Source organism: Methylorubrum pseudosasae (assembly GCF_029504475.1).
GTDB classification, from domain to species: domain Bacteria; phylum Pseudomonadota; class Alphaproteobacteria; order Rhizobiales; family Beijerinckiaceae; genus Methylobacterium; species Methylobacterium extorquens.
This window is the reverse complement of record NZ_JAQGDU010000002.1, coordinates 2184187-2205259: the sequence shown is the minus strand read 5'-3', so window position 1 is coordinate 2205259 and position 21073 is coordinate 2184187. Positions and strand designations below refer to the sequence as shown.

General features: G+C 69.8%; 19 protein-coding genes and 1 pseudogene. 13 read left to right on the top strand and 7 right to left on the bottom strand.

Annotated elements, in window-relative coordinates; genetic code table 11:
- Positions 1-183 precede the first annotated feature (183 nt).
- Positions 184-1740, bottom strand: a complete 1557-nt coding sequence (locus M2437_RS11250) for a hypothetical protein (protein WP_309247851.1) — start codon at positions 1738-1740, stop codon at positions 184-186.
- 300 nt (positions 1741-2040) lie between these two features.
- A complete protein-coding gene (locus M2437_RS11245; protein ID WP_253387448.1) occupies positions 2041-3378 on the bottom strand; it encodes a dihydroorotase in 1338 nt (445 codons plus the stop codon).
- A 101-nt stretch (positions 3379-3479) separates the two neighbouring features.
- Between M2437_RS11245 and ygfZ the strand changes: the two genes are divergently transcribed.
- The 6 genes from ygfZ to dxs all read left to right on the top strand — a co-directional run bounded on the left by ygfZ (position 3480) and on the right by dxs (position 8542).
- Positions 3480-4334 carry a CAF17-like 4Fe-4S cluster assembly/insertion protein YgfZ gene (gene ygfZ, locus M2437_RS11240; protein WP_253387447.1) on the top strand — a complete coding sequence of 285 codons (855 nt, stop codon included), beginning with the start codon at positions 3480-3482 and terminating at the stop codon, positions 4332-4334.
- Complete coding sequence (locus tag M2437_RS11235; protein WP_253387446.1) at positions 4331-4960, top strand: DNA-3-methyladenine glycosylase I; 630 nt, start codon at positions 4331-4333, stop codon at positions 4958-4960. The genes ygfZ and M2437_RS11235 overlap by 4 nt, the downstream gene beginning before the upstream one ends.
- Complete coding sequence (locus M2437_RS11230; protein ID WP_253387445.1) at positions 4957-5583, top strand: HD domain-containing protein; 627 nt, start codon at positions 4957-4959, stop codon at positions 5581-5583. The genes M2437_RS11235 and M2437_RS11230 overlap by 4 nt, the downstream gene beginning before the upstream one ends.
- 14 nt (positions 5584-5597) lie before the next feature.
- Positions 5598-6110, top strand: a complete 513-nt coding sequence (locus M2437_RS11225) for a tyrosine phosphatase family protein (RefSeq protein WP_253387444.1) — start codon at positions 5598-5600, stop codon at positions 6108-6110.
- 99 nt (positions 6111-6209) lie between these two features.
- Positions 6210-6476 carry an exodeoxyribonuclease VII small subunit gene (locus M2437_RS11220; protein ID WP_003604717.1) on the top strand — a complete coding sequence of 89 codons (267 nt, stop codon included), beginning with the start codon at positions 6210-6212 and terminating at the stop codon, positions 6474-6476.
- An 89-nt stretch (positions 6477-6565) separates the two neighbouring features.
- Positions 6566-8542 carry a 1-deoxy-D-xylulose-5-phosphate synthase gene (gene dxs, locus M2437_RS11215; protein ID WP_015952451.1) on the top strand — a complete coding sequence of 659 codons (1977 nt, stop codon included), beginning with the start codon at positions 6566-6568 and terminating at the stop codon, positions 8540-8542.
- 44 nt (positions 8543-8586) lie between these two features.
- On the opposite strand, the gene M2437_RS11210 is transcribed toward dxs, so the two are convergent.
- A complete protein-coding gene (locus M2437_RS11210) occupies positions 8587-9192 on the bottom strand; it encodes a superoxide dismutase family protein (protein ID WP_015952452.1) in 606 nt (201 codons plus the stop codon).
- 359 nt (positions 9193-9551) lie between these two features.
- On the opposite strand from M2437_RS11210, the gene M2437_RS11205 reads away from it, so the two are divergent.
- Together M2437_RS11205 and M2437_RS11200 are read left to right on the top strand one after the other, a co-directional pair.
- Positions 9552-10304, top strand: coding sequence for a TlyA family RNA methyltransferase (locus M2437_RS11205; protein WP_015952453.1), 753 nt, complete (start codon positions 9552-9554; stop codon positions 10302-10304).
- Positions 10304-11600: pseudogene (locus M2437_RS11200) on the top strand (class I SAM-dependent RNA methyltransferase). Before M2437_RS11205 ends, M2437_RS11200 begins: the two are co-directional and overlap by 1 nt.
- 72 nt (positions 11601-11672) lie before the next feature.
- Here M2437_RS11200 and M2437_RS11195 read toward each other — a convergent pair.
- Complete coding sequence (locus tag M2437_RS11195; protein ID WP_253387442.1) at positions 11673-12917, bottom strand: glycosyltransferase family 61 protein; 1245 nt, start codon at positions 12915-12917, stop codon at positions 11673-11675.
- Between the two features lie 315 nt (positions 12918-13232).
- Here M2437_RS11195 and M2437_RS11190 point away from each other — a divergent pair, with 315 nt between their 5' ends.
- On the top strand, positions 13233-14228 hold the full coding sequence (locus tag M2437_RS11190; RefSeq protein ID WP_253387441.1) for an alginate O-acetyltransferase AlgX-related protein: 996 nt from the start codon (positions 13233-13235) through the stop codon (positions 14226-14228).
- A 12-nt stretch (positions 14229-14240) separates the two neighbouring features.
- Here the strand turns inward: M2437_RS11190 and M2437_RS11185 are convergent, their stop codons facing one another.
- Positions 14241-14972, bottom strand: coding sequence for an SOS response-associated peptidase (locus M2437_RS11185; RefSeq protein ID WP_253387440.1), 732 nt, complete (start codon positions 14970-14972; stop codon positions 14241-14243).
- A gap of 282 nt (positions 14973-15254) precedes the next feature.
- On the opposite strand from M2437_RS11185, the gene M2437_RS11180 reads away from it, so the two are divergent.
- The 3 genes from M2437_RS11180 to ada all read left to right on the top strand — a co-directional run bounded on the left by M2437_RS11180 (position 15255) and on the right by ada (position 18966).
- Positions 15255-16475, top strand: a complete 1221-nt coding sequence (locus M2437_RS11180; RefSeq protein ID WP_253387439.1) for a GNAT family N-acetyltransferase — start codon at positions 15255-15257, stop codon at positions 16473-16475.
- Positions 16472-17629, top strand: a complete 1158-nt coding sequence (locus M2437_RS11175; protein WP_253387438.1) for a M20 aminoacylase family protein — start codon at positions 16472-16474, stop codon at positions 17627-17629. The genes M2437_RS11180 and M2437_RS11175 overlap by 4 nt, the downstream gene beginning before the upstream one ends.
- Before the next feature lie 251 nt (positions 17630-17880).
- Positions 17881-18966 (top strand): bifunctional DNA-binding transcriptional regulator/O6-methylguanine-DNA methyltransferase Ada, encoded by a 1086-nt coding sequence (gene ada, locus M2437_RS11170; protein WP_253387437.1) that lies wholly within the window; start codon positions 17881-17883, stop codon positions 18964-18966.
- 4 nt (positions 18967-18970) lie between these two features.
- Here ada and M2437_RS11165 read toward each other — a convergent pair whose 3' ends face one another.
- The gene (locus M2437_RS11165; RefSeq protein ID WP_253387436.1) at positions 18971-19993 is read right to left on the bottom strand and encodes a cation diffusion facilitator family transporter; all 1023 of its coding nucleotides are present in this window, start codon (positions 19991-19993) and stop codon (positions 18971-18973) included.
- A gap of 121 nt (positions 19994-20114) precedes the next feature.
- Between M2437_RS11165 and M2437_RS11160 the strand changes: the two genes are divergently transcribed.
- Positions 20115-20543 (top strand): HIT family protein, encoded by a 429-nt coding sequence (locus M2437_RS11160; RefSeq protein ID WP_015952462.1) that lies wholly within the window; start codon positions 20115-20117, stop codon positions 20541-20543.
- A 56-nt stretch (positions 20544-20599) separates the two neighbouring features.
- Here the strand turns inward: M2437_RS11160 and M2437_RS11155 are convergent, their stop codons facing one another.
- Positions 20600-21046, bottom strand: a complete 447-nt coding sequence (locus tag M2437_RS11155) for a PilZ domain-containing protein (protein WP_253387435.1) — start codon at positions 21044-21046, stop codon at positions 20600-20602.
- Between the last annotated feature and the right edge of the window lie 27 nt (positions 21047-21073).

The following is a 21073-nucleotide window of genomic DNA, read 5'->3' as shown; positions in this document are numbered from 1 at the left end:
GGAGGCGTCAGCCGAATTCATTGAACCGCAACGGGAGCGGTCCCTGCGGATCGTGCCGGCGCTCCGGATCGCTTCGGCTTCGCCTCGCGGTGACGACGAGGCGGGCCTCGTACCGGCAAAGCTCCGTTCGATGTGTAGCGTCCCGAAGGCCTGAAACCGGCCTTCGGGACGTTTTCTTGTCGTCTACTTCAATTGATCCCGGCAGGGCTTGAGAGCCTCCAGAGCCTTGTCCGGCGCGGTGATGTCGAACGTGACGGCGTCCTCGCCGTCTCTCTCGACGCTGAGTTTCGACGTCGTTTTGACGAGCTTCAGGATATCCTCCGGATCGTCGGATCGGAGCAGGAGAGATCTGGGATCGAGAACGATCCAGTTCAGGCCGGAATACAGGTAAAATTCCCCCGTCCGGAGCGTGGCCTTGACCTCTTGCTCCTTGGTCCAGTTCCAGCCGGAAAATTTGAGTTCCAGGGTTGTGAGCTTCAGGTTCCTGTCGGGTATCGAGACGAAGGCGACGATCGTCGCGAATCTCTTGCCGTCGGCGCGCGGGGGCTTGTTCTCGTAGTGGATGGCGCAGGAGACGCCGTCCGGTGGGGCAAGCTGGACCGTCCACCCGTCCACGACGGTGGTTTGAGCCGAAGCGGGGGGCGCCGCCGGAGCCGGGTTCGGGGCGGCCGGGCCTGCGCCCGTGGCCTTGTCGGTGGCGGCCGGGGCAATCGTGAACGGCTGCGGCACGTCGAGCGTGCGCCCGCTCAGCTTATCGCGCAGGGTATAGACCAGCACGTAATTGCCCGGCGGGAAGCCGTCGAGGTCGAGGCTGAGGTTGAGGAAGAAGTTCGGCTCGCCCTCCGCGCGTTTCACGGTCACGTCACGGTCGATCATGTTCTTCTGGGTCGCGAGGGCCTTGCCCTCCGGCGTGCGGACCTCGAAATCGACGATCACGCCGAAGCCGATCTGATCGCTTCCGATCGACTGCGTGGCCTCGCCCACCGGCTCGATATAGGTCAGGAGCGGCTCGCCGGGCTTGAAGACGTTCGAGGGCCGGGCCTCGACATCGCCGAAATCGGCGGCCTTGCGGGCGACGTACAGCGCACGCCGGGTGGCGTAGGGCCTCAAGGGCGCGGGCTGGGCGGCCGCCACCGAGGGCGACAAGCCGGCCGCCGCGGGCTCGGACTTCGTCTCGACTTTCGGTTCCGGCTTCGTCTCGGGTTTGGCGGCCGTCTTGCCGCCTGACCAGAAGTTGCTGCTCCCGCCGGTCTCGGCCGGAACCCGGACGCTCTTCATGATGGTGTCCAGCGCCGCTTCGTTGGCTTGGCGCTGATCCTCGGATCCCCAGATCGTCATGAGAAGCGCGCGGTCCCGGCTCGCATCGAGGGTCACGAGATCGACGATCGTCTTCCCGTACTTGTCGGTGGTGCGGTAGCGCTGAACCCGGGCCGGCGTGCCGCCGAAGTCCATCGCCTGCTCGACCGGCTTGATCGAGAGATTGACCTTCTGCTTGCGCAGGAAGCTCACCTTGTCCTTGACGAGGCTGTCGCGGTCCGCCCGCGTTTCGAAGCCTACCTCGAACGAGACGTCGCCATCGGGTGAGGTCGAGACGACCTCGGTGTCGCGCACCTCGGTCTTCCAGTCGTCGGGGATCGTCAGGGTGACGGCCGGATTCTTCTCCGGCAGCACGATCTCCTTCGCCCAGGCCGTGCCCGCGCCCGTCAAGGCGAGGAGGCTCCCCAGCGCGACGCCCCGCATCGCCCATTCCGCATGGCTGTGCCATGACCGCATGGCAACGGTCGACACTTCACCTTTTCCGGACATCCGTCCCCGCAACCCTTGAAAGAAACGCAAGGCATCTTCGCGGCAGCCAGTCACGGATGACTTCGAAGTGATCTTCGTCTGCTCGGCGCGCCTCTTTCAACTATGGTGTCGGCGCGATCACCGGCACAATGACTGAGCGTCCCAAACGGTGCAGAGCAACCGTCCGTAGTGAACGGCTTACAGGCAGGAGGCTCGCGAAAAGCCTGCCGCCGGATAGGATATCCCGGCCCGGCGCTACCCCGTCGGCAACGCTTCCTCGAACACCACCGCCTCGCCGCGTGCGGGGTTGGCCAACTCGCCCTGCCACATCACCGGCGTGCCCCGCACCACCGTGCCCACCGGCCAGCCGGTGACGGTGAGCCCATCATAGGGCGTCCAGCCGCATTTCGAGGCGATCCATTCGTTGCGGATCGTCTCGCGGCGCTTGAGATCCACCACGGTCACGTCGGCATCGTAGCCCACGGCGAGCCGCCCCTTGCGGGCGATGCCGAACAGGCGCTTCGGGCCGGCGCTGGTCAGATCGACGAACCGGGCGAGCGAGAGCCGGCCGGCATTCACATGGTCGAGCATGATCGGCACCAGCGTCTGCACGCCGGTCATGCCGGAGGGCGAGTCCGGATAGGGCTTGGCCTTCTCTTCCAGCGTGTGCGGCGCGTGGTCGGAGCCGAGCACATCGACCACGCCCTGGCTCAGCCCGCGCCAGATGCCATCGCGATGGGCGGCGTCGCGCACCGGCGGGTTCATCTGCACCAGCGTCCCGAGCCGGGCATAGGATTCCGTCCCGTCGATCGTCAGATGGTGCGGCGTCACCTCGACGCTGGCGACATCCTTGGCCTCGGCCAGAATCGGCATCTCGTCCGCGGTCGAGATGTGCAGGATGTGGATGCGCGCACCCGTCTCCCGCGCGAGCGCGATCAGCCGCTGCGTGGCCTTCACCGCCACTTCCGGTGAGCGCCAGACCGGGTGCGAGGCGGCATCGCCCGGCACGCGAAGGCCCTTGCGCTCGCGCAGCATCGGCTCGTCTTCCGAGTGGAAGGCGGCGCGGCGACGGATCTGCTTCAGGATCTCGCGCACGCCGGCATCGTCCTCGACCAGCAGCGAGCCGGTGGAGGAGCCGATGAACACCTTAATCCCGGCAGCAGCAGGCAGCCGCTCCAACGCGGCGACCTCGCCGGCATTCTCATGGGTGCCGCCGACCCAGAAGGCGAAGTCGCAATGCATCCGGTGGTGGGCGCGGGCCACCTTGTCGGCGAGTGCTGCGGCGCTCGTGGTCTGCGGGTTGGTGTTGGGCATCTCGAACACCGCCGTGACGCCGCCCATCACCGCCGCGCGCGAGCCCGTTTCCAGGTCTTCCTTATGGTCGAGGCCGGGCTCGCGGAAATGCACCTGGCTGTCGATCACGCCGGGCAGGAGGTGCAGGCCGCGGCAATCGCGCCGCTCCTGCGTTGCCGCGGCCGAGAGGTCGCCGATGGCCGCCACCCGTCCGCCGCGGATGCCGAGATCGGCACGATGCTCGCCGTCGTGGTTCACCAGCGTGCCGCCGGACAGGACGAGGTCGAAAGGCGCTTCCATCGGGCTCTCCCGGTTCGCATGGTGCGATTGAGACGAGGATAGCGGCGGCTTATGTCAGGCGTCCCACACGTGCAACGCCGCCGTCCTTTCAAGGAGATGCCATGCCGATCGCCCTGCTGCCGGACCGCACCGTCGTTGCCGTCTCGGGTCCGGACGCGCTCCCCTTCCTGCAAGGCATCCTCACCTGCAACGTCGAGACGCTGCCCGAGGGCGAGGCGCGGCTCGGCGCGCTGCTGACGCCCCAGGGCAAGATCCAGTTCGATTTCCTGGTGTCCCGCTCGGACGATGGCTTCCGTCTCGACGTCGCCGCCGAGCGCGTCGCCGACCTCGTCAAGCGGCTCGGGCTCTACCGCCTGCGCGCCAAGGTAACGGTGGCCGCCGACCCGACGCTCGGCGTCGCCGCGGCCTGGGATGGGGCCGAGACCGCGGCCGAGACGGTGCGGGTGCGCGACGGACGTCTCCCCGCCCTCGGCGAGCGGCTGTATTTTGCCGAGGGCGCGTTCTCGGCCGATGCCACGGAAGACGCGTATCACGCCCACCGCATCGGCCTCGGCGTGCCGGAGGGCGGCCGCGATTTCGCCTTCGGCGACGCCTTCCCGCACGAGGCGCTGATGGACCAGCTCGGCGGCGTGGATTTCAAGAAGGGCTGCTATGTCGGGCAGGAAGTCGTCTCGCGGATGCAGCACCGTGGCACCGCCCGCACCCGCATCCTGCCCATCGTCTACCGCGACGGCCCGGCGCCGGCGCCCGGCACGGAGGTGATTGCGGGCGCGCGCAGCCTCGGCTTCACCGGCAGCGCGGCCGGTGACCGGGGGCTCGCCACGATCCGCCTCGACCGCCTCGGCGACGCGCTCGCCATCGGTGAGCCGGTGCGGGCGGGCGGCACGATCGCGGCTGTGGCCAAGCCCGATTTCGCCCGCTTCGCCTTCCCCACCGACACGGCCGTGGCCGGATGAGCGCGGATTCGAGCGGGCTGATCACCACCCATCCCGACGGCTGTCCGCGCTGCTGGTGGCCGGGGACCGATCCGATTTACGTCGCCTATCACGACACCGAGTGGGGCGTGCCGGAAACCAATTCCCGCGCGCTCTACGAAAAGCTGATCCTCGACGGGTTCCAGGCGGGCCTGTCGTGGATCACCATCCTGCGCCGCCGCGACGGCTTCCGCCGCGCTTTCGAGGGCTTCGAGCCGGAGCGGGTCGCCCGCTTCACGGACGACGATGTCGAGCGGCTGATGGGCGACACCGGCATCATTCGCAACCGCGCCAAGATCCGCGGCGCGATCAGCGGCGCGCGGGCGTGGCTCGCGATCGAGGAGGCCGGGCCGGGCTTCTCGCCCTTCCTCTGGGACTTTTGCGACGGCCGGCCGATCCAGACCAACGCGGCCACCCGCGCCGCGATCGCCACCGAAACCGATGTGTCACGAAAGATGGGCAAGGCCCTGAAAGCGAAGGGCTTCACCTTCTGCGGCCCCACCATCGTCCACGCCTTCATGCAGGCGGTCGGCATGGTCAACGACCATCTCACCGGCTGCCATCGTCACGCGCCCTGTGCCGCCCTCGGCGAGGGCCGCCGACCGTGAGCGTGGCCGCGAGCACTTCCAAAAAACCGGTGCGGGCGTGGCAGCGGATGCTGTCGGGTCGGCGGCTCGACCTGCTCGACCCCTCGCCGCTCGATGTCGAGATCACCGACATCGCCCACGGCCTCGCCCGCGTCGCCCGCTGGAACGGGCAGACGGCGGGCCCGCACGTCTTCTCCGTGGCGCAGCACTCGCTGCTGGTGGAGGCGATCGGCGGCGGCCTCGATCCGCGGATCGGCGGCCCGGAGCGGCTCGAATTGCTGCTCCACGACGCGCCGGAATACGTGATCGGCGACATCATCTCGCCGCTCAAGAACGCGATCGGCGATGCCTATCGCAGCGTCGAGCGGCGCCTGCTCGCGGCGATCCGCCAGCGCTTCGGGCTCGCCGCGCCCTCCCCGGCGCTCGCCCGTCTCGTCAAGCGCGCCGACCGCATCGCCGCCGCGATCGAGGCGACCCGGCTCGCCGGATTCTCAAGCGCGGAGGCCGACGGGATCTTCGGGCGCCCCCCGGTTCTGCCCGATCCTGTGAGCGCTGAAATCGAGCTGCTGGTCGCCGGATGGCCGACGGCAGAGGCAGAGGCGTGCTATCTCGCCCGCTTCGCGGCGCTTCAGCGCGGGGCGTGAGACCGAAAAAGAGAATGCCCGTCATCCACGTCTGCCCCCTCTCGCGCCTGCCGGAGACCGTTGCGGCAAGCGGCGCGAGCCATCTCGTCACGCTGGCGACGCTCGGCAGTGCGGTGGAACGTCCGGCCGCGATCCGTGCCGAGCACCATCTGCACGTCGGCTTCAGCGACATCGTCGCGCCGCTGGAGGGGCACCTGCCGCCGGGCGAGGCGCATGTGCGCGCCGTCCTCGATTTCGTGGCGGCGTGGCCCCGCGAAAAGCCGATGGTGATCCACTGCTATGCCGGTATCAGCCGGTCCACCGCAGCGGCCTATGTCGCGGCCTGCGCCCTGCAGCCGGATCGGGATGAGGCGGAACTCGCGCAAGAAGTGCGGCGGCTCGCGCCGAGCGCCACGCCAAATCGCCTGTTCGTCGAGATCGCCGACCGCCTGCTCGGACGCGAGGGGCGGATGAGCGCCGCCGTCAGCGGAATCGGCCGCGGCGCCGAGGCCTTCGAGGGCACGCCGTTCCACCTCACCTTGGCGTGACGGGCACGCCGCGCAGGGCGGAGATCGGTCGCACGCAATCGACCCGGGCTTGTGCGACCGCACGTCGCCCGTCATAACCCGCCCCAAAAGGAATCCGGGATGAACGATCTTACACCCGACGCATCTGCGGCGGCGGCGCCGGACGATCTTCCGTTCGAGCGGGCGCTGGAGCAGCTCGAGGAGATCGTGCGTCGGCTGGAGCGCGGTGACGTGCCCCTCGACGAATCGGTGGCGATCTACGAGCGCGGCGAGGCGCTCAAGCGTCACTGCGAGACCCTGCTGAAGCGGGCCGAGGCACGCATCCAGAAGATCGCCATCGGACCGGACGGTCGGGCTGCCGGCACCGCGCCGCTCGACGTCGAGTAGGTGACGCCGGTGCGATTTCAATCACGACAAAATTCATCGCGCGCAAAGGTTTGCGCGCTGTTCCTTACTTCGGGTATGAGGCTGGTCCGGTGGCACTAGCGGACACGACGATCCTTGAGGGTCTTGAGACGCCGGATCGTCTCCGGCTTCTGCCGGAGAGCGAGCTGCGGCGAGTCGCCGACGCCGTGCGCGCCGAGATGATCGACGCCGTGTCGATCACCGGCGGCCATCTCGGCTCGGGCCTGGGCGTGGTCGAACTGACGGTGGCGCTCCACCACGTCTTCGACACCCCCGACGACCGCATCGTCTGGGACGTCGGACACCAGTGCTACCCGCACAAGATCCTGACAGGCCGCCGCGACCGCATCCGCACGCTGCGCCAGGGCGGTGGTCTGTCCGGCTTCACCAAGCGTTCGGAGAGCGAGTACGACCCCTTCGGCGCGGCCCACTCCTCCACCTCGATCTCCGCCGCGCTCGGCATGGCCGTGGCGCGCGACCTCGAAGAGGCGGACGCCAAGGCCAAGGGCGGCCCGGCGCCGAAGCGCCGCAACATGATCGCGGTGATCGGCGACGGCTCGATGTCGGCGGGCATGGCCTACGAGGCCATGAACAATGCCGGCGCCCTGCACTCGCGCCTGATCGTCATCCTCAACGACAACGACATGTCGATCGCGCCCCCCGTCGGCGCGATGTCGGCCTACCTCGCGCGGCTCGCTTCCGGCGGCACCTATCGCTCACTGCGCGAGACCGCCAAGCAACTGGGCAAGCTGCTGCCGAAGGCGCTCTACCAGCGCGCGGCCGCTGCCGAAGAGTATGCCCGCTCGCTGATCGTCGGCGGCGGCACGATGTTCGAGGAGATGGGCTTCCACTATGTCGGCCCGGTCGATGGGCACAATCTCGACCACCTGCTGCCCGTTCTGAAGAACGTGCGCGACTCGGATCAGGGCCCGATCCTGCTCCACGTCGTCACGCAGAAGGGCAAGGGCTACGCACCGGCGGAAGCCAGCGCCGATCGCTACCACGGCGTGGTCAAGTTCGATGTGGTCTCGGGCGTGCAGGCCAAGGCCAAGGCGAACGCCCCGGCCTATACCCGCGTGTTCGGCGAGAGCCTGATCAAGGCGGCCGATGCCGACCCGAAGGTGGTGGCGATCACCGCGGCGATGCCCGGCGGCACCGGGATCGACCTGTTCGGCAAGGCGCATCCCGACCGGACCTTCGACGTCGGCATCGCCGAGCAGCACGCGGTGACCTTCGCCGGCGGTCTGGCCACCGAGGGCTACAAGCCGTTCGTGGCGATCTACTCGACCTTCCTGCAGCGGGCCTACGATCAGGTTGTGCACGATGTCGCGCTGCAGAACTTAGCCGTGCGGTTCTGCCTCGACCGGGCGGGTCTCGTCGGAGCGGACGGCGCCACGCATGCGGGCGCGTTCGATCTGGCCTATCTCTGCTGCCTGCCGAACATGACGGTGATGGCGGCGGCCGACGAGGCCGAGCTGGTGCACATGGTGGCGACCTGCCACGCGCACGATTCGGGTCCGATCGCGCTGCGCTACCCGCGCGGCGAGGGGGTCGGCATCGAGCTGCCGGAGACGGGCGTGCCGCTGGCGATCGGCCGCGGCCGCGTGGTGCGGCGTCCGGAAGGGGCGCGGGTGGCGCTGCTCTCGCTCGGCACGCGTCTGTCGGAGGCGCTGAAGGCGGCCGACGCGCTGGAGGCCGAGGGTGTTGCAGCTACCGTCGCCGATGCGCGCTTTGCCAAGCCGCTGGACGCCGAGCTGATCGTCGATCTGGCGATGAGCCACGAGGTTCTGGTGACGGTCGAGGAGGGCTCGGTCGGCGGCTTTGGGGCGATGGTGCTGCACCTGCTGGCCGAGCGCGGCGTGCTCGACACCGGCCGGGTCCGGGTCCGCACGCTGACGCTGCCGGACAGCTACCAGGACCACGACAAGCCGGAGAAGATGTACGCCGAGGCCGGGCTCGATGCCGAGGGCATCCTCAAGGTCGTCCGCGCCGCCCTGCCGGAGAAGGCGGCGCAGCGTGAAGGCAGCGTGGTGAGCCTGAAGCGGTAGCCTCCGCCAACGCCCTCCCCCGTAGGGGGAGGGCAAAAGGCGTGTTACTTGATGACCGCGCAGCCGATGCGCGCGCCCGCGCCGCCGATGGGCTGGCTGGTGTGGTCGTCCTCGTTGGCATGGATGATCAGCGCCGAGCCGTCGCCGTCGCGCAGGCCGCCCTCGCCGGTCAGCGGGGTCTCGCTCGACACTTCCGCGTTCACCGAGCCGTCGGCGTTGGCGTAGACGTTGGGCAGGTCGCCCTCGTCCGGGCCGTCGGGGTTGAGCAGGCCGTGCTTGCTCTGGTCGTGGTTCACGTGGGCCTTCGACTTCTCGAACTTCTCCGTGTCCGAGCAGTCGCCGACGGCGTGGAAATGGATGCCGTGCCAGCCCGGAGGCAGGCCGCCGGCCTGAATCGACAGCCGCATGACGAGGGAATTCGCCCCGTCGCGGATCATAATCTTGCCGATGCTGTCACCCTTGCCGTTGGTGATCGCGCTCTCGTAGGTCTGCGGCGCGCCGGCACTCTCCGTCTTGGCGGGGGCCGGCTCCTTCGGAGCCTCCTTGGCATCTTGCGCGAAGGCGGACCCGGCAAGGCCCGCGAGCAGGGCCGCGGCCAAAGGTATGGCGACCGGTATACGGCGGATGGCAGGCGTCGTGGCCCCTCGCATGATGGCACCTCTCATGAACTGACTCACTCCGTTGCTGCGGCCCGGCGGTTCCGCCCGGGATTCCGCCACCGCTTGAGGCGGTGCGCAATCCGGGCTACCCGGCAAAAGCGGATTTCGCATCGCCCTTTTCGGACGAGCCGGCACGCGCCGTCTCAGGCGATGCTGTAGGTAACGCGAAGCGGCGCGTTCCGACAGGGGACGGGCCGATCCGTCTCGATCACGTGAGCATCGTCCCGAAAGGCGGCCACCGGCTTTTGGAAAAGAACGATGCGACATCAAAATCCGAGATCCTCGTCCCGGATCGGATATGCGGGACGAGGTTCTCGGGCGCGGCGGAGCAATTTTCGGAAGGGAGACCGATGACGGGCGAGCGGCTCCGGGCCGATCGGTTCCTGGTCGAGCGCGGGCATTTCCGCAGCCGGGCGCAGGCGCGGGCGGCGATCGAGGCCGGCCTCGTCAGCGCCGACGGCCGCCTCGTCACGCGCCCCGCGGATCTGGTCGAGTCCAGCGCCCGGATCGAGGCCTCGGCCCCCCACCCCTACGTCTCCCGCGGCGGCCTCAAGCTCGCTGCGGCGCTCGATGCCTTCGGCCTCGACCCCGCGGGCCTCCCTTGCCTCGATGTCGGCGCCTCGACCGGCGGCTTCACCGACGTGCTGTTGCGGCGCGGCGCCGCCCATATCCACGCGGTCGATGTCGGCCGCGACCAGCTCGACGCCGCCCTGCGCGCCAACCCACGGGTGACCAGCCTGGAGGGCACCGATATCCGCGCCCTCTCTCCGGGGGCGATTCAGCCCGCGCCGCAGCTGGCCACCATCGATGTGAGCTTCATCGGCCTGCGGCTGGTTCTGCCGGCTGTGGCGGCGCAGCTCGCCGACGAGGCCGCCATCGCCGCGCTGATCAAGCCGCAATTCGAGGCCGGCCGCGAGCGGGTCGGGCGCGGCGGCATCGTGCGCGACGCCGAGGTTCATGCCGAGGTCTGCGAGGGCGTACGCGCCGTGCTCGTCGGCCTCGGATTCACTGTGTCGGGGCCGATCCCCTCCCCCATCGAGGGTGGTGACGGCAACCGCGAGTTCCTGGTCGCCGCGAGGCGTTCCTCTGATGATTGCCTCTGATGATTGATCCCATGTCCGACGTGATCGAAGAGACTCTGACCATCGCCCGGCTCGGCGCCCGCGGCGACGGCCTCACCGAGGGCGGGCTGGCGGTGCCCGGCGCCCTGCCCGGCGAGCGCGTGCGGGTGCAGCGCGGCGACCGCATCGGCACGCTGATCGCCGTAGAGGAGGCGTCGCCGGATCGGATCGCGCCGTTCTGCCCGTATTTCTCGGCCTGCGGCGGCTGCGCCGTGCAGCACCTCGCCCCCGCCCCTTACGCGGAGTGGAAGCGCGGCATCGTTGCCGGGGCGCTGGGGCAGGCGCGCATCGAGACCACGCTGATGCCCCTCCTCGACGCGCAGGGCGAGGGCCGGCGGCGGATCACCCTGCATGTGCGCGAGATCGAGGGCCGGGCGCGGGCCGGGCTGATGGCCGCGCGCAGCCACGCGCTGGTGCCGATCGACCATTGCCCGATCACCCGTGCCGAGCCTGCACCGGGCGCCGGCCGTCGCGGAGACGCTCGCCGCCCCGCTCGGGCACGGCCGCAAGCCGCTCGACATCGCCGCCACCGCCACCGTAACCGGCCTCGACATCGACATCCGCGGCCACGGGCAGGTGAGCGACGGCGTCCGCGGCGTCCTGACTCGGCTCGCCGGCGAACTCGACCTCGCCCGTTTGTCGATCCACGGCGACGTCGTGGTCGAGCGCCGCCCGCCCGCGGTCGGCGAGGGCCCGGCCCGGCGCGTGCCCTCGCCCGGCAGCTTCCTCCAGGCGACGCAGGCCGGCGAGGCGACCCTGACCGCGCTGGTGCTGGAGGCTATGGACGAGGGCAAGGCCAAGGTGCGGCGCGTCGGCGACCTGTTCTGCGGCAGCGGTCCCTTTGCCTTGACGCTCGCTGCGGGGGCCCGCGAGGTCCACGCCGCCGACGGCGAGGCCGCGGCGATCACCGCGCTGACCCGCGCCTACCGGGCCGGAGCCGGCTACGCCCGGATCACGGCGGAGGCACGCGACCTGTTCCGCCGCCCGCTGCTCGGGCCGGAACTCGACGCGCTCGATGCGGTGGTGTTCGACCCGCCGCGCGCCGGGGCCGAGGCGCAGGTGCGCCGGATCGCGGAATCGAAGGTGCCGCTCGTCGTCGGCGTCGCCTGCGATCCCGGCACCTTCGCCCGCGACGCGGCGACCCTGATTGCCGGCGGCTACCGGCTGGAGCGGGTTACGCCGGTCGATCAATTCGCATGGTCGGCCCATGTCGAGCTGGTCGGCGTGTTCCGCAAGCAGGTGAAGGTCACCGGCCGAACGCTGCGTCGCCCGCGCTGAAACCTAGTGGGGAAATCGGGGCGCTGCCCCGAGACCCCGCCAAAGGGGTGACCCCTTTGGGATCCCAGGATCTCAACGCAGACCGGCAGCCGCGAGGGCCTCGCGCAGGGGCTCGGGGTCGATCGTGAAATCCCGAAGATATTCGGGCGCGTCCGACGCAATCCGGGGGCCGAACACCGCCGCATAATCCTGGCCGCAGGCGGTGGCGATCTCGCCGTAGAACCGGTCCTCCCAGCCCTCCGGCACGAGGTGGATGACCGGCGTGCCGGGCCGGCAGAAGACCGTGTTGGTCATCCCCGCCCCGGCGATGCCGACCACGATCTCGGCGGCCGCGAACCGCACCACCTGCTGCCGCACGCTGGTGAGTTCGGGATCGAACGCCTCGAAGCCGAGGCCGCGCAGCAGGCCCAGCACGGCGTCGCGGTTGGCGAGCCCCCGGCCCCGCCCCGGATGCCGGTCCACGAACAGGCGCCGGCCTCGCCCTGTGAACATCCGTAGCGCGAACAGCCCGCGCGGCAGGCGCGTCCGCGCCCGCATCTGCCCGGTGAGATAGCGCAGCGCGTGCGGCGACTTGCCCGTGCTCGGCAGGCTGCACGGCGTGGCGTGATGCAGGCGCGCGAAGCGGTAGGTCTTGTCCCGGTCGAGGAAGCGGATCGAGACCCGATCGCGCAGCAGGAGCTGGATCGAGCGGCGCCGCGCCGCGTCGATATGCGGGAAGTAGGACACCAGCGCGACGGTGATCGGTACCCGCTGATGACGTTTACGCAGCAGCGCGAGCGCGTGCAGCCGGGGCAGGTCGTCGATCAGCCAATGGCCGTAATTGAACGAGCCCGCCGAGTTGAGGAGAAAGATGAGCCCCGCCTCGGCGATGGTCTCGTCCACGTGCAGGAAGCCGGGGCCGGGGCCGGGCACCACGTGCCGCTCCTGCGGCCGGTAGGTCTCGAACAGCACCTGCGGCCGGCCGTCCGCGACATGGAACAGGGCGTTGCCCGCAAGCCGGACGTCGCGGGTCTCGCAGAGCAGCGTCGGCGGCCCCGGCGGGCGCGGCGCCGCGAGCGCGGCCCCCTGCTTCTCGCGAAAGGCGGCGCTGCCGCCGAACAGGCGCGGCGGCTCGGGGTCATGCGCGGGGAAGCCGGGGAACACCGTGCCGACCACCTCGGTGAGCGGGCTTACCCGCTCGCGCAGCCGCTCGAGCAGGGCGGCATCGCCCGCGAACCCGCCGTCGCGGTAAAGGCGCCCGGCCTCGCAGGTGAGGACGAGGTTGTCCTCGATCAGCCGGGCATGCGCCGCGGCCTCATCCGCTTGCGTGTCGTTCAAGCCTGCTCCTCGCGGGTCCCGCCGTGAAGCTCGTCCATTCAAGGAATTCGCAACACCGCTCGGGCATCGTCATCGTCCCGGAAGCCGGAGGCCACGTTTCGGGACGATGCCCTAGATCCTTGTCTTCGCATCATCTTTTTCCGAAACCCGGAGGCCAGCTTTCGGGATGATGCTCTAGCATATCGCTACGGGCGAAGTCCGACCCATGTCTTCCGCTCCCGGCCGCATTTGCCTCGGAGCGGCCCGCGCCTGTAGAGCCACGGCCCGCCCGCGCGTTCGGCATCGGCGAAGACGGTTGAGGAAGGGCGGGACTTCGTGTCGGACACGGCCACCGATCACATTCATGTCGGCAAGGACGGCTGGCTGTTCGTCGTCGCCGGCAGCAACAACGTCATCGCGCAGTTCAACGAGTCGGGCTTCATGGCCCACCAGACCGAGCTGTGGCGCCAACGCATCGCCGGCCGTGCGGCGCGGGCGCGTGAACTCGGCATCGCCTACCACCACGTCGTCGTCCCGGAAAAGCTCAGCGTCTACGACGGCTTCCTCGACGGGATCGCGGTCGATCACCGTCTCTCCCCCGCCCGCCGGCTGATCCGCGGCCTGCCGCGGCGGCGGTGGTTCTCCCGGTTGAGGGGGCATCTCCGGGAATGGCCGGTCACGCGCATCCTGCGGCGGACCTGCATCGACCTCGTCGCGCCGATGCGGGCGGCCCGCGCGGGTGAAGACCTGTTCTACCGCACCGACAGCCACTGGACCTTCGCCGGCTGCCACCTCGCCTATCGCGAGATCTGCCGCGCGCTAGGGGCCACGCCCTGCCCGGACCTCGCCGAACGCGGATTCCGCGAGACCGAGATTTCCGGCGATCTCGGAGGCCGGTTCGATCCCCCGCGCACCGAACGGACGCGCATCCACGACCTGCAGCGCGATGCCGTGCGCCGCTACGCCAGCCCGATCGTCGAGGCGCGGGAGGCAGCCGGCCGCGCCGATACGCTCCATGTCGGCTCGCACGTGATCTACGCCAACGCCGCCGCCCGCGACCCGCGCCACCTCGTCCTGTTCGGTGATTCCTACTCGCACTTCGCGCCGCTGATGCTGACGATCATGCTCGCCGAGACCTTCGCCGAGGTGCACTTCGTCTGGAGCACGTCGGTCGATTGGTCCTACGTCGAGCAGGTCCGGCCCGACATCCTGCTCACCGAGATCGCCGAGCGGTTCATGTTCCGCGTACCCGACGACGCATTCAACCTTGACGACTATGCCGCCGAACGGTTCGGGGAAGAGGTCGGCGGGGAAAGCGGCGCGGCAGCCTGAGCGGAGAATGCGTCAGAATAGTTCGCCCTGCACGATCGCGGCCTTCGCCGGAGCCCTGCGGCTTGCGGGCGGGGCCATCGGTTCGGGTAGCCCGGCATCGTCGTTCCGCGCGTTGTTGACCCGCTCGCTCACCGGATCGAGCCGCAGCCATTCGTCCGGGCAGGGCCGGCAGAGGCGGGCCGCCTCGGGCGCGTCCACCGCCGCATCGAGCCACGCGCCGATCGATTCCGGAGCCAGGATCGCCGGCATCCGCTCGTGGATCGCGCTCAGGGTGCCGTTGGCCGAGCAGGTGATGATCGCCGCCGTATCGACTTCCGAGCCGTCCGCGCCCATCCACGGCTCCCACAGGCCGGCGAGCGCCATCGGCGCCCCGTCGGTGCGGCGCACCGCGAACGGCGTCTTCGTCGCGGCCTTGCCGGTCCCCTCGCGGCGCCATTCGTAGAAGCCGTCGGCCAGGAACACGCAGCGGCGGTGGCGCAGCGCCCCGCGGAAGGCCGGCTTCTCGGCCGCCGTCTCGATGCGGGCGTTGAACAGGGTCGGAAAGTCCGACGGATCCTTGAGCCAGGTCGGCCAGAGGCCCCAGCGCATCAGCCGGAAATGCCGCTCGCCGCTCTCGCTGATCACGACGGGCACCGGCTGGGTCGGCGCCACGTTGAAGCGGCCGGGGAAATTCGGCTGCTCGGAATAGCCGTAGAAGGCGCGGTAGACCTCCGGCAGCTGGCCGATGAAGAAGCGTCCGCACATGGGCGCGATATGGGCTCTCGGCGGGCGCCGGATCAAGCGCAGCGATTGCCCGAGTCACAGCGATGACGCAGATCCGAGCCTCTGCCGCATCCTGAGGTGCCCGCGCCAGCGGGCCTCGAAGGGGGCTCCAGGGATAACGGGGCTGGCTGGACGATCCTTCGAGGCTCTGCTGCGCTTCGCACCTCAGGATGAGGCCGAGGCGTGGACCGGCCCCGTTTTGTCGCGCCACGCATTCGCCGAACCGGTATCCACATCCGGGCCCAGGCGCTCTAACTTGGGGCCATGACCACCCCCGCGACGGCGAACGCTCCCGAGCCCGTCCTGCAGGTGCGCGCCGTGCCGGGCATGGCCCGGTTCGACGCCGCCGAATGGGACGCCTGCGCCACCTCCCCCGAGACCCTCGGGGCGGGCGACGAGACCTTCAACCCGTTCACCTGCCACGCCTTTCTCTCGGCGCTGGAGGAGGCGGGCTGCGTCTCCCGCCGCACCGGCTGGCTGCCGCTGCATGTCCGCGTCGAGCGCGAGGGCCGGCTGGTCGGTGCCGCACCCTGCTATCTGAAGTCCCACAGCCAGGGCGAATACGTGTTCGACCACGGCTGGGCCGACGCCTACGAGCGGGCCGGCGGCAGCTATTATCCCAAGCTCCAGGTCAGCGTGCCGTTCACGCCGGTCACGGGGCCGCGCTTCCTCATCGCGCCGGGGGAGGATCCCGACACCGCCGCCGCCGCCCTCGTCGCGGGCTTGCGCGCCCTGCGGGCCGAGACCGAGGCCTCCTCGATCCATGTCACCTTCGCCCGTGCGCGCGAGGCCGAGCAGGCGCAAGCCCTCGGGATGCTGCCCCGCATCGATCAGCAGTTCCACTGGGAGAACGAGGGTTATACCGGCTTCGACGATTTTCTCGGGGCGCTCGCCTCGCGCAAGCGCAAGGCGATCAAGCGCGAGCGGCGGGAGGCTCTGAGCCAGGGCATCACGGTCGAGCACAAGACCGGCGCCGACATCACGGAAGCCGATTGGGACGCCTTCTACGAGTTCTATCAGGACACCAGCGCCCGCAAATGGGGCCGGCCCTACCTCAACCGCACCTTCTTCTCGCTGATCGGCGCGCGGATGCCCGAGCGTATCCTGCTGGTGATCGCCAAGAACGCGGGCCGGCCGATCGCCGGCGCCATCAACTTCATCGGCGACACGGCGCTCTACGGCCGCAACTGGGGCTGCATCGAGGATCACCCCTTCCTGCATTTCGAGGTCTGCTACTATCAAGCCATCGACTTCGCGATTGCCCGCGGGCTGAAGCGGGTCGAGGCTGGTGCGCAGGGCGAGCACAAGCTCGCCCGCGGCTACCGCCCGGTGCCGATGCATTCGGCCCACGACATCGCCGACCCGGCGCTGGCCCGCGCCGTCGCCGACTATCTGAAGCGGGAGCGCAGCCACGTGAACGCGGCGATCGCCGAATACGCGGCGATGTCGCCCTTCCGCCGAACCTGCGAGGACGCCAGCGAATGAACACGATCGACCGCATCCGCAGCTACGCCGACGAGCTGACCGCCCTGCGGCGGGATCTCCACGCCCATCCCGAGATCGGCTTCGAGGAGGTCCGCACCTCCGGCATCGTCGCCGAGCATCTCGAAAAGTTCGGCATCGAGGTCCACCGGGGGCTGGGCAAGACCGGCGTGGTCGGCGTGCTGCAGGGCCGGCCGGGTGCGCGCCGGATCGGCCTGCGCGCCGACATGGATGCGCTGCCGATCACCGAGGAGACGAACCTCCCCTACCGCTCCACCGTGCCCGGAAAGATGCATGCCTGCGGGCATGACGGGCACACCACCATGCTGCTCGGCGCCGCCCGCTACCTCGCCGAGACCCGCGATTTCGACGGAACGGCCGTGTTCGTGTTCCAGCCGGCGGAGGAAGGTTTGGGCGGGGCCCGCGCGATGATCGCCGACGGCCTGTTCGAGAAATTCCCAGTCGACGAGATCTACGCGATCCACAACGCGCCGCACGGTCCCCACGGCGTGCTTCAGGTCCGACCCGGCCCAATCATGGCGGCGGCCGATTTCTTCGACATCCGCATCACCGGCCGCGGCGCGCACGCGGCGATGCCGCATCAGGGCATCGACCCGATCGTGATCGCGACGGGGCTGGTGCAGGCGATGCAGTCGATCGTCAGCCGCAACAGCAACCCGCTGAAATCCGCCGTGGTCTCGGTTACGCAGATCCATGCGGGCGCGGCCTACAACGTCATCCCCGAGGGCGCGCATCTCACCGGCACCGTGCGCACTTTCGATGCCGATCTGCGCAAGCTGATCGCCACTCGCATCCGCGAACTCGCGGCGGGCTTCGCCGCGGCCTACGGCGCCACCATCGAGGTGGATCTGCGCGACGTGTTCTCGGTGCTCGACAATCACCCCGAGCAGGCGGCGGCCGCCGCCGAGATCGCCGCCGAGCTGTTCGGCTCCGACAAGGTCGAGGCCAATACCGTGCCGCGCATGGGCAGCGAGGACTTCGCCGACATGGTCGCGGCGGTGCCCGGCGCCTATGCCTGGCTCGGCGCTACGCCGGGCCCGGGCCTGCACAATGCGAGCTTCGATTTCGACGACAGCCTGATCCCGCTCGGCGCGGCCTACCTGGCACGGATGGTGGAGCGGCGCACGGCGGCATAAGCCATCGGCATTCTTCCGACCCTCCCCCTCATCCTGAGGTGCTGGAGCGAAGCGGAAGCCTCGAAGGATCGTCCAGGTCCCGCGCGTTTCCTGGAGCATCCTTCGAGGCCGCTGCGCGGCACCTCAGGATGAGTGTGCGGGCCGGAGATCGGCAGCGAGCGAGCTCGAATAACGATTTGACCGCAAGGGACGGGATGCGCGCCCCATGCGGATCCGTCAGGATCAACGCATCCCTTCTCCCGGAGGAGCCGATGCTCGCCGAGCCCGAAATCGTCACGCCCGACGAGGCGCCCCTCACCGAGGCCGAGATGCGCGCCGCCGTCGCCGCGCGCGATGGCGGCTTCGACGGGCGCTTCGTCTATGCGGTGCGCTCCACAGGGGTCTATTGCCGGCCGAGCTGTCCCTCGCGGGCGGCGCGCCCCGAAAACCTCTCCTTCCATGCTGGATCGGCGGAGGCAGAGGCCGCGGGCTTCCGGCCCTGCCGCCGCTGCCGGCCCGACGAACCCGCTCTGTCCAAGCAGCAAGCCGAAAAAATCACCCGCGCCTGCCGGCTGATCGAGGCGGCAGAGACGCCGCCCTCCCTCGACACGCTCGCCCGCGCTGCGTCGTTGAGCCCGTTCCACTTCCACCGGATCTTCAAGGCGGTCACCGGCGTGACGCCGCGGGCCTACGCCCAAGCCCACCGCGCGGCCCGTGCCGCCGACAGCCTCGCCGAGGGCCGAACCGTGACCGAGAGCGTCTACGCCGCGGGTTACGGCGCGCCGAGCCGGTTCTATGCGGGCGGCGCGGAGCGGCTCGGCATGAGCCCGTCGGCCTACCGCAAGGGCGGCGCGGGCGAGCGGATCTGTTTCGCGACCGACGCCTGTGCGCTCGGGCTCGTGCTGGTGGCAGCGACCGTTCGAGGGGTCTGCGCGATCCTGCTCGGCGACGATGCCGATGCGCTCCGGCACGACCTGACGGCGCGTTTCCCCAAGGCGGCGATCGTGGCCGGCGACGCGGATTTCGCGGCAACGGTGGCCGAAGTCGTGCGCCTCGTCGCGGCGCCGGGGGGCACCTTCGACCTGCCCCTCGACATCGGCGGCACCGCCTTCCAGCAGCGGGTGTGGCAGGCGCTGCGCCGCATCCCGGTCGGCACCACCGCGACCTATGCCGAGATCGCCCGCGCCATCGGCGAGCCGGCGGCGGTGCGGGCGGTGGCCATGGCCTGCGGCGCCAACGCGCTGGCCGTCGCGATCCCCTGCCACCGGGTGGTGCGCTCCGACGGGGCGCTGTCGGGCTACCGCTGGGGCACGGAACGCAAGACGGCCCTGCTCGCCCACGAGGGGGTGAAGCGGTAAGCCCTCAGGCCGGAACGGCCGAGCCGGGCGGAGCCGCGTCGTGACCCGTGGGCGCGGGGCTGGGCGCATCGGTCGGTGCATGCCCGGCGGCATGCGCATTCCGCGACTGGATCTCGATGAAGACGCGGGTGACGTTGCGGCTCTTCGCCTTGATGCGCTGCTCCAGCCGCGCCACCGTCCGCTCGACCTCGCCCGCGGGCACCTCGTCGGCGAAGTCGAGGCTGAGATTCACGAGGATGTCCGAGGGGCCGAGATGCTGGGTCAGCACCGCGTTGACGTGCTGGACCGCGCTCTCCTCGCGCACCGCCGCCTGGATCGTGCGCACCACCGCCGGGTCGGCGGCCTCGCCGATCAGCAGGCCGTGGGTCTCGATCATCAGGAAGATCGACATGCCGATCAGAACGAGGCCGATGCCGATCGAGGCCCAGCCGTCGAGCGCCGGCTTGTCGAGGACATGCGCGAGCACCACGCCGCCGATGGCGATGACGAGGCCGATCAGCGCGGCGACGTCCTCCACGAGGATCGTGTAGAGCGCCGGGTCCTTGCTGCGCTGGATCGCGGTGATGGCGCTGCGCTCGCCCTTCTCCGCCCAGAACGCCTTCACGGCCACGAAGCAGGAATAGCCCTCCGCCAGGATCGCGAAGCCGAGGATCGAGACGTTCACCCAGAAGCCGGAAAGTTGAACGCCGAACAGGGTCGCGTCGGCGGAGGGTTCGGGGTGCTCGATCTTGTGGGCGCCCTCGTAGATCGCGAAGATGCCGCCGCCGAGGAAGATGAACAGGGCAACGATGAAGGCGTAGAAATACACCTCGCGCCCGTAGCCGAAGGGATGCTTGGCGTCCGCCGGCTTCTTCGCCCGCTTCAGACCGACCAGCAGCAGGAGCTGGTTGGCGGTGTCCACCAGCGAGTGCGCGCCTTCGGCCAGCATCGCGGTCGAGCCGGTGAGGAAGGCGCCGACGAACTTCGCCGCCGCGATGGCGAGGTTGGCGCCCGCCGCCGTGTAGATCGCACCCGTGCTTTCGGCCATGTCCCGCTCCTGAGCGGCGCGCGCCGCCGTCACGGGCTCGTCAACGCCGCCGGAGTGGTCAAGGTTGCTGCGATGGGGCAGCCCGTGCAACGTGCCGCCCGTTTCTGCGAGGAACCGTGCGATGACGCCCTACGATCCGGACAACATCTTCGGAAAGATCCTGCGCGGGGAGATCCCCGCGCATAAGGTCTACGAGGACGAGCACAGCCTCGCCTTCATGGATGTGATGCCCCAGGGCGAGGGCCATACCCTCGTCATCCCGAAGGCGCCCTCGCGCGGGCTGCTCGATGCCGAGCCGCAGACGCTCGCGGCCGTGATCGGCACGGTGCAGCGGGTCGGCCGTGCGGTGAAGGCGGCCTTCAAGGCCGACGGGCTGACGCTGTTCCAGTACAACGAGCCGGCCGGCGGGCAGACGGTGTTCCACCTGCACTTCCACCTCGTGCCGCGCCACGACGGTGTGCCGCTGAAGCGCCATGAGGGCGGCATGGCCGACCCTGCGGTGCTCGCCGAGCATGCCGCGCGCATCCGGGCGGCTTTGGACGAGGGCTGAGCCGGCTCCGCGACATCCGTTCGCTCCCCGCTCGGGGGCGCGGATGTCGCCTCCGCTCAGGCGTGCCGTGCTCCGTTCGTCGATCCCGCGCCCATGCCCGCTCCCGTGCCGGCACCCAGGCTGCTTCCCATGGACGCGATCACCGCGCGCAGGCCGGCATTCTCGGCCTCCAACTCGGCGATCCGGCGCAGCAGGACGGCCAGCGACGGATCCGTCGACGGTGCCGGGGACGGCTCGGGGGCAGCCTTCTGCACCTCCGCGAAGGCGACGCCGACCGCGTCGCCGCGGCGCCAGCGCAGATTCGACCGGAGGGTGAGCTCTTTCTGAGGGATGTAGAGGTCGAACGTTTCCGGCAGGGTGTTGGTCTCGCTCAACTCCAGCCGTGCGCCCATCTCCGAGAAATCGCGGACGAGGCAGTCCATGCTGGACGCACCCTTGTTGAAGTGGATCCGTCCCTTGAGAAAGGTTCGCTTGCGAGGCTCCTGGCGCTTCTCGCTGATCATGATCGGTCTCCGGCCCGCCTGACTGCA

Bases quoted from the DNA above. Each gene is read 5' to 3' on its own strand.
- M2437_RS11250 (WP_309247851.1), bottom strand. From the start codon at position 1,740: ATGCGGGGCGTCGCGCTGGGGAGCCTCCTCGCCTTGACGGGCGCGGGC.
- M2437_RS11210 (WP_015952452.1), bottom strand. From the start codon at position 9,192: ATGCGAGGGGCCACGACGCCTGCCATCCGCCGTATACCGGTCGCCATA.
- M2437_RS11180 (WP_253387439.1), top strand. From the start codon at position 15,255: ATGACCACCCCCGCGACGGCGAACGCTCCCGAGCCCGTCCTGCAGGTG.
- M2437_RS11235 (WP_253387446.1), top strand. From the start codon at position 4,331: ATGAGCGCGGATTCGAGCGGGCTGATCACCACCCATCCCGACGGCTGT.
- M2437_RS11160 (WP_015952462.1), top strand. From the start codon at position 20,115: ATGACGCCCTACGATCCGGACAACATCTTCGGAAAGATCCTGCGCGGG.
- M2437_RS11220 (WP_003604717.1), top strand. From the start codon at position 6,210: ATGAACGATCTTACACCCGACGCATCTGCGGCGGCGGCGCCGGACGAT.
- M2437_RS11165 (WP_253387436.1), bottom strand. From the start codon at position 19,993: ATGGCCGAAAGCACGGGTGCGATCTACACGGCGGCGGGCGCCAACCTC.
- M2437_RS11155 (WP_253387435.1), bottom strand. From the start codon at position 21,046: ATGATCAGCGAGAAGCGCCAGGAGCCTCGCAAGCGAACCTTTCTCAAG.
- M2437_RS11205 (WP_015952453.1), top strand. From the start codon at position 9,552: ATGACGGGCGAGCGGCTCCGGGCCGATCGGTTCCTGGTCGAGCGCGGG.
- ada (WP_253387437.1), top strand. From the start codon at position 17,881: ATGCTCGCCGAGCCCGAAATCGTCACGCCCGACGAGGCGCCCCTCACC.
- M2437_RS11185 (WP_253387440.1), bottom strand. From the start codon at position 14,972: ATGTGCGGACGCTTCTTCATCGGCCAGCTGCCGGAGGTCTACCGCGCC.
- M2437_RS11245 (WP_253387448.1), bottom strand. From the start codon at position 3,378: ATGGAAGCGCCTTTCGACCTCGTCCTGTCCGGCGGCACGCTGGTGAAC.
- M2437_RS11175 (WP_253387438.1), top strand. From the start codon at position 16,472: ATGAACACGATCGACCGCATCCGCAGCTACGCCGACGAGCTGACCGCC.
- ygfZ (WP_253387447.1), top strand. From the start codon at position 3,480: ATGCCGATCGCCCTGCTGCCGGACCGCACCGTCGTTGCCGTCTCGGGT.
- M2437_RS11225 (WP_253387444.1), top strand. From the start codon at position 5,598: ATGCCCGTCATCCACGTCTGCCCCCTCTCGCGCCTGCCGGAGACCGTT.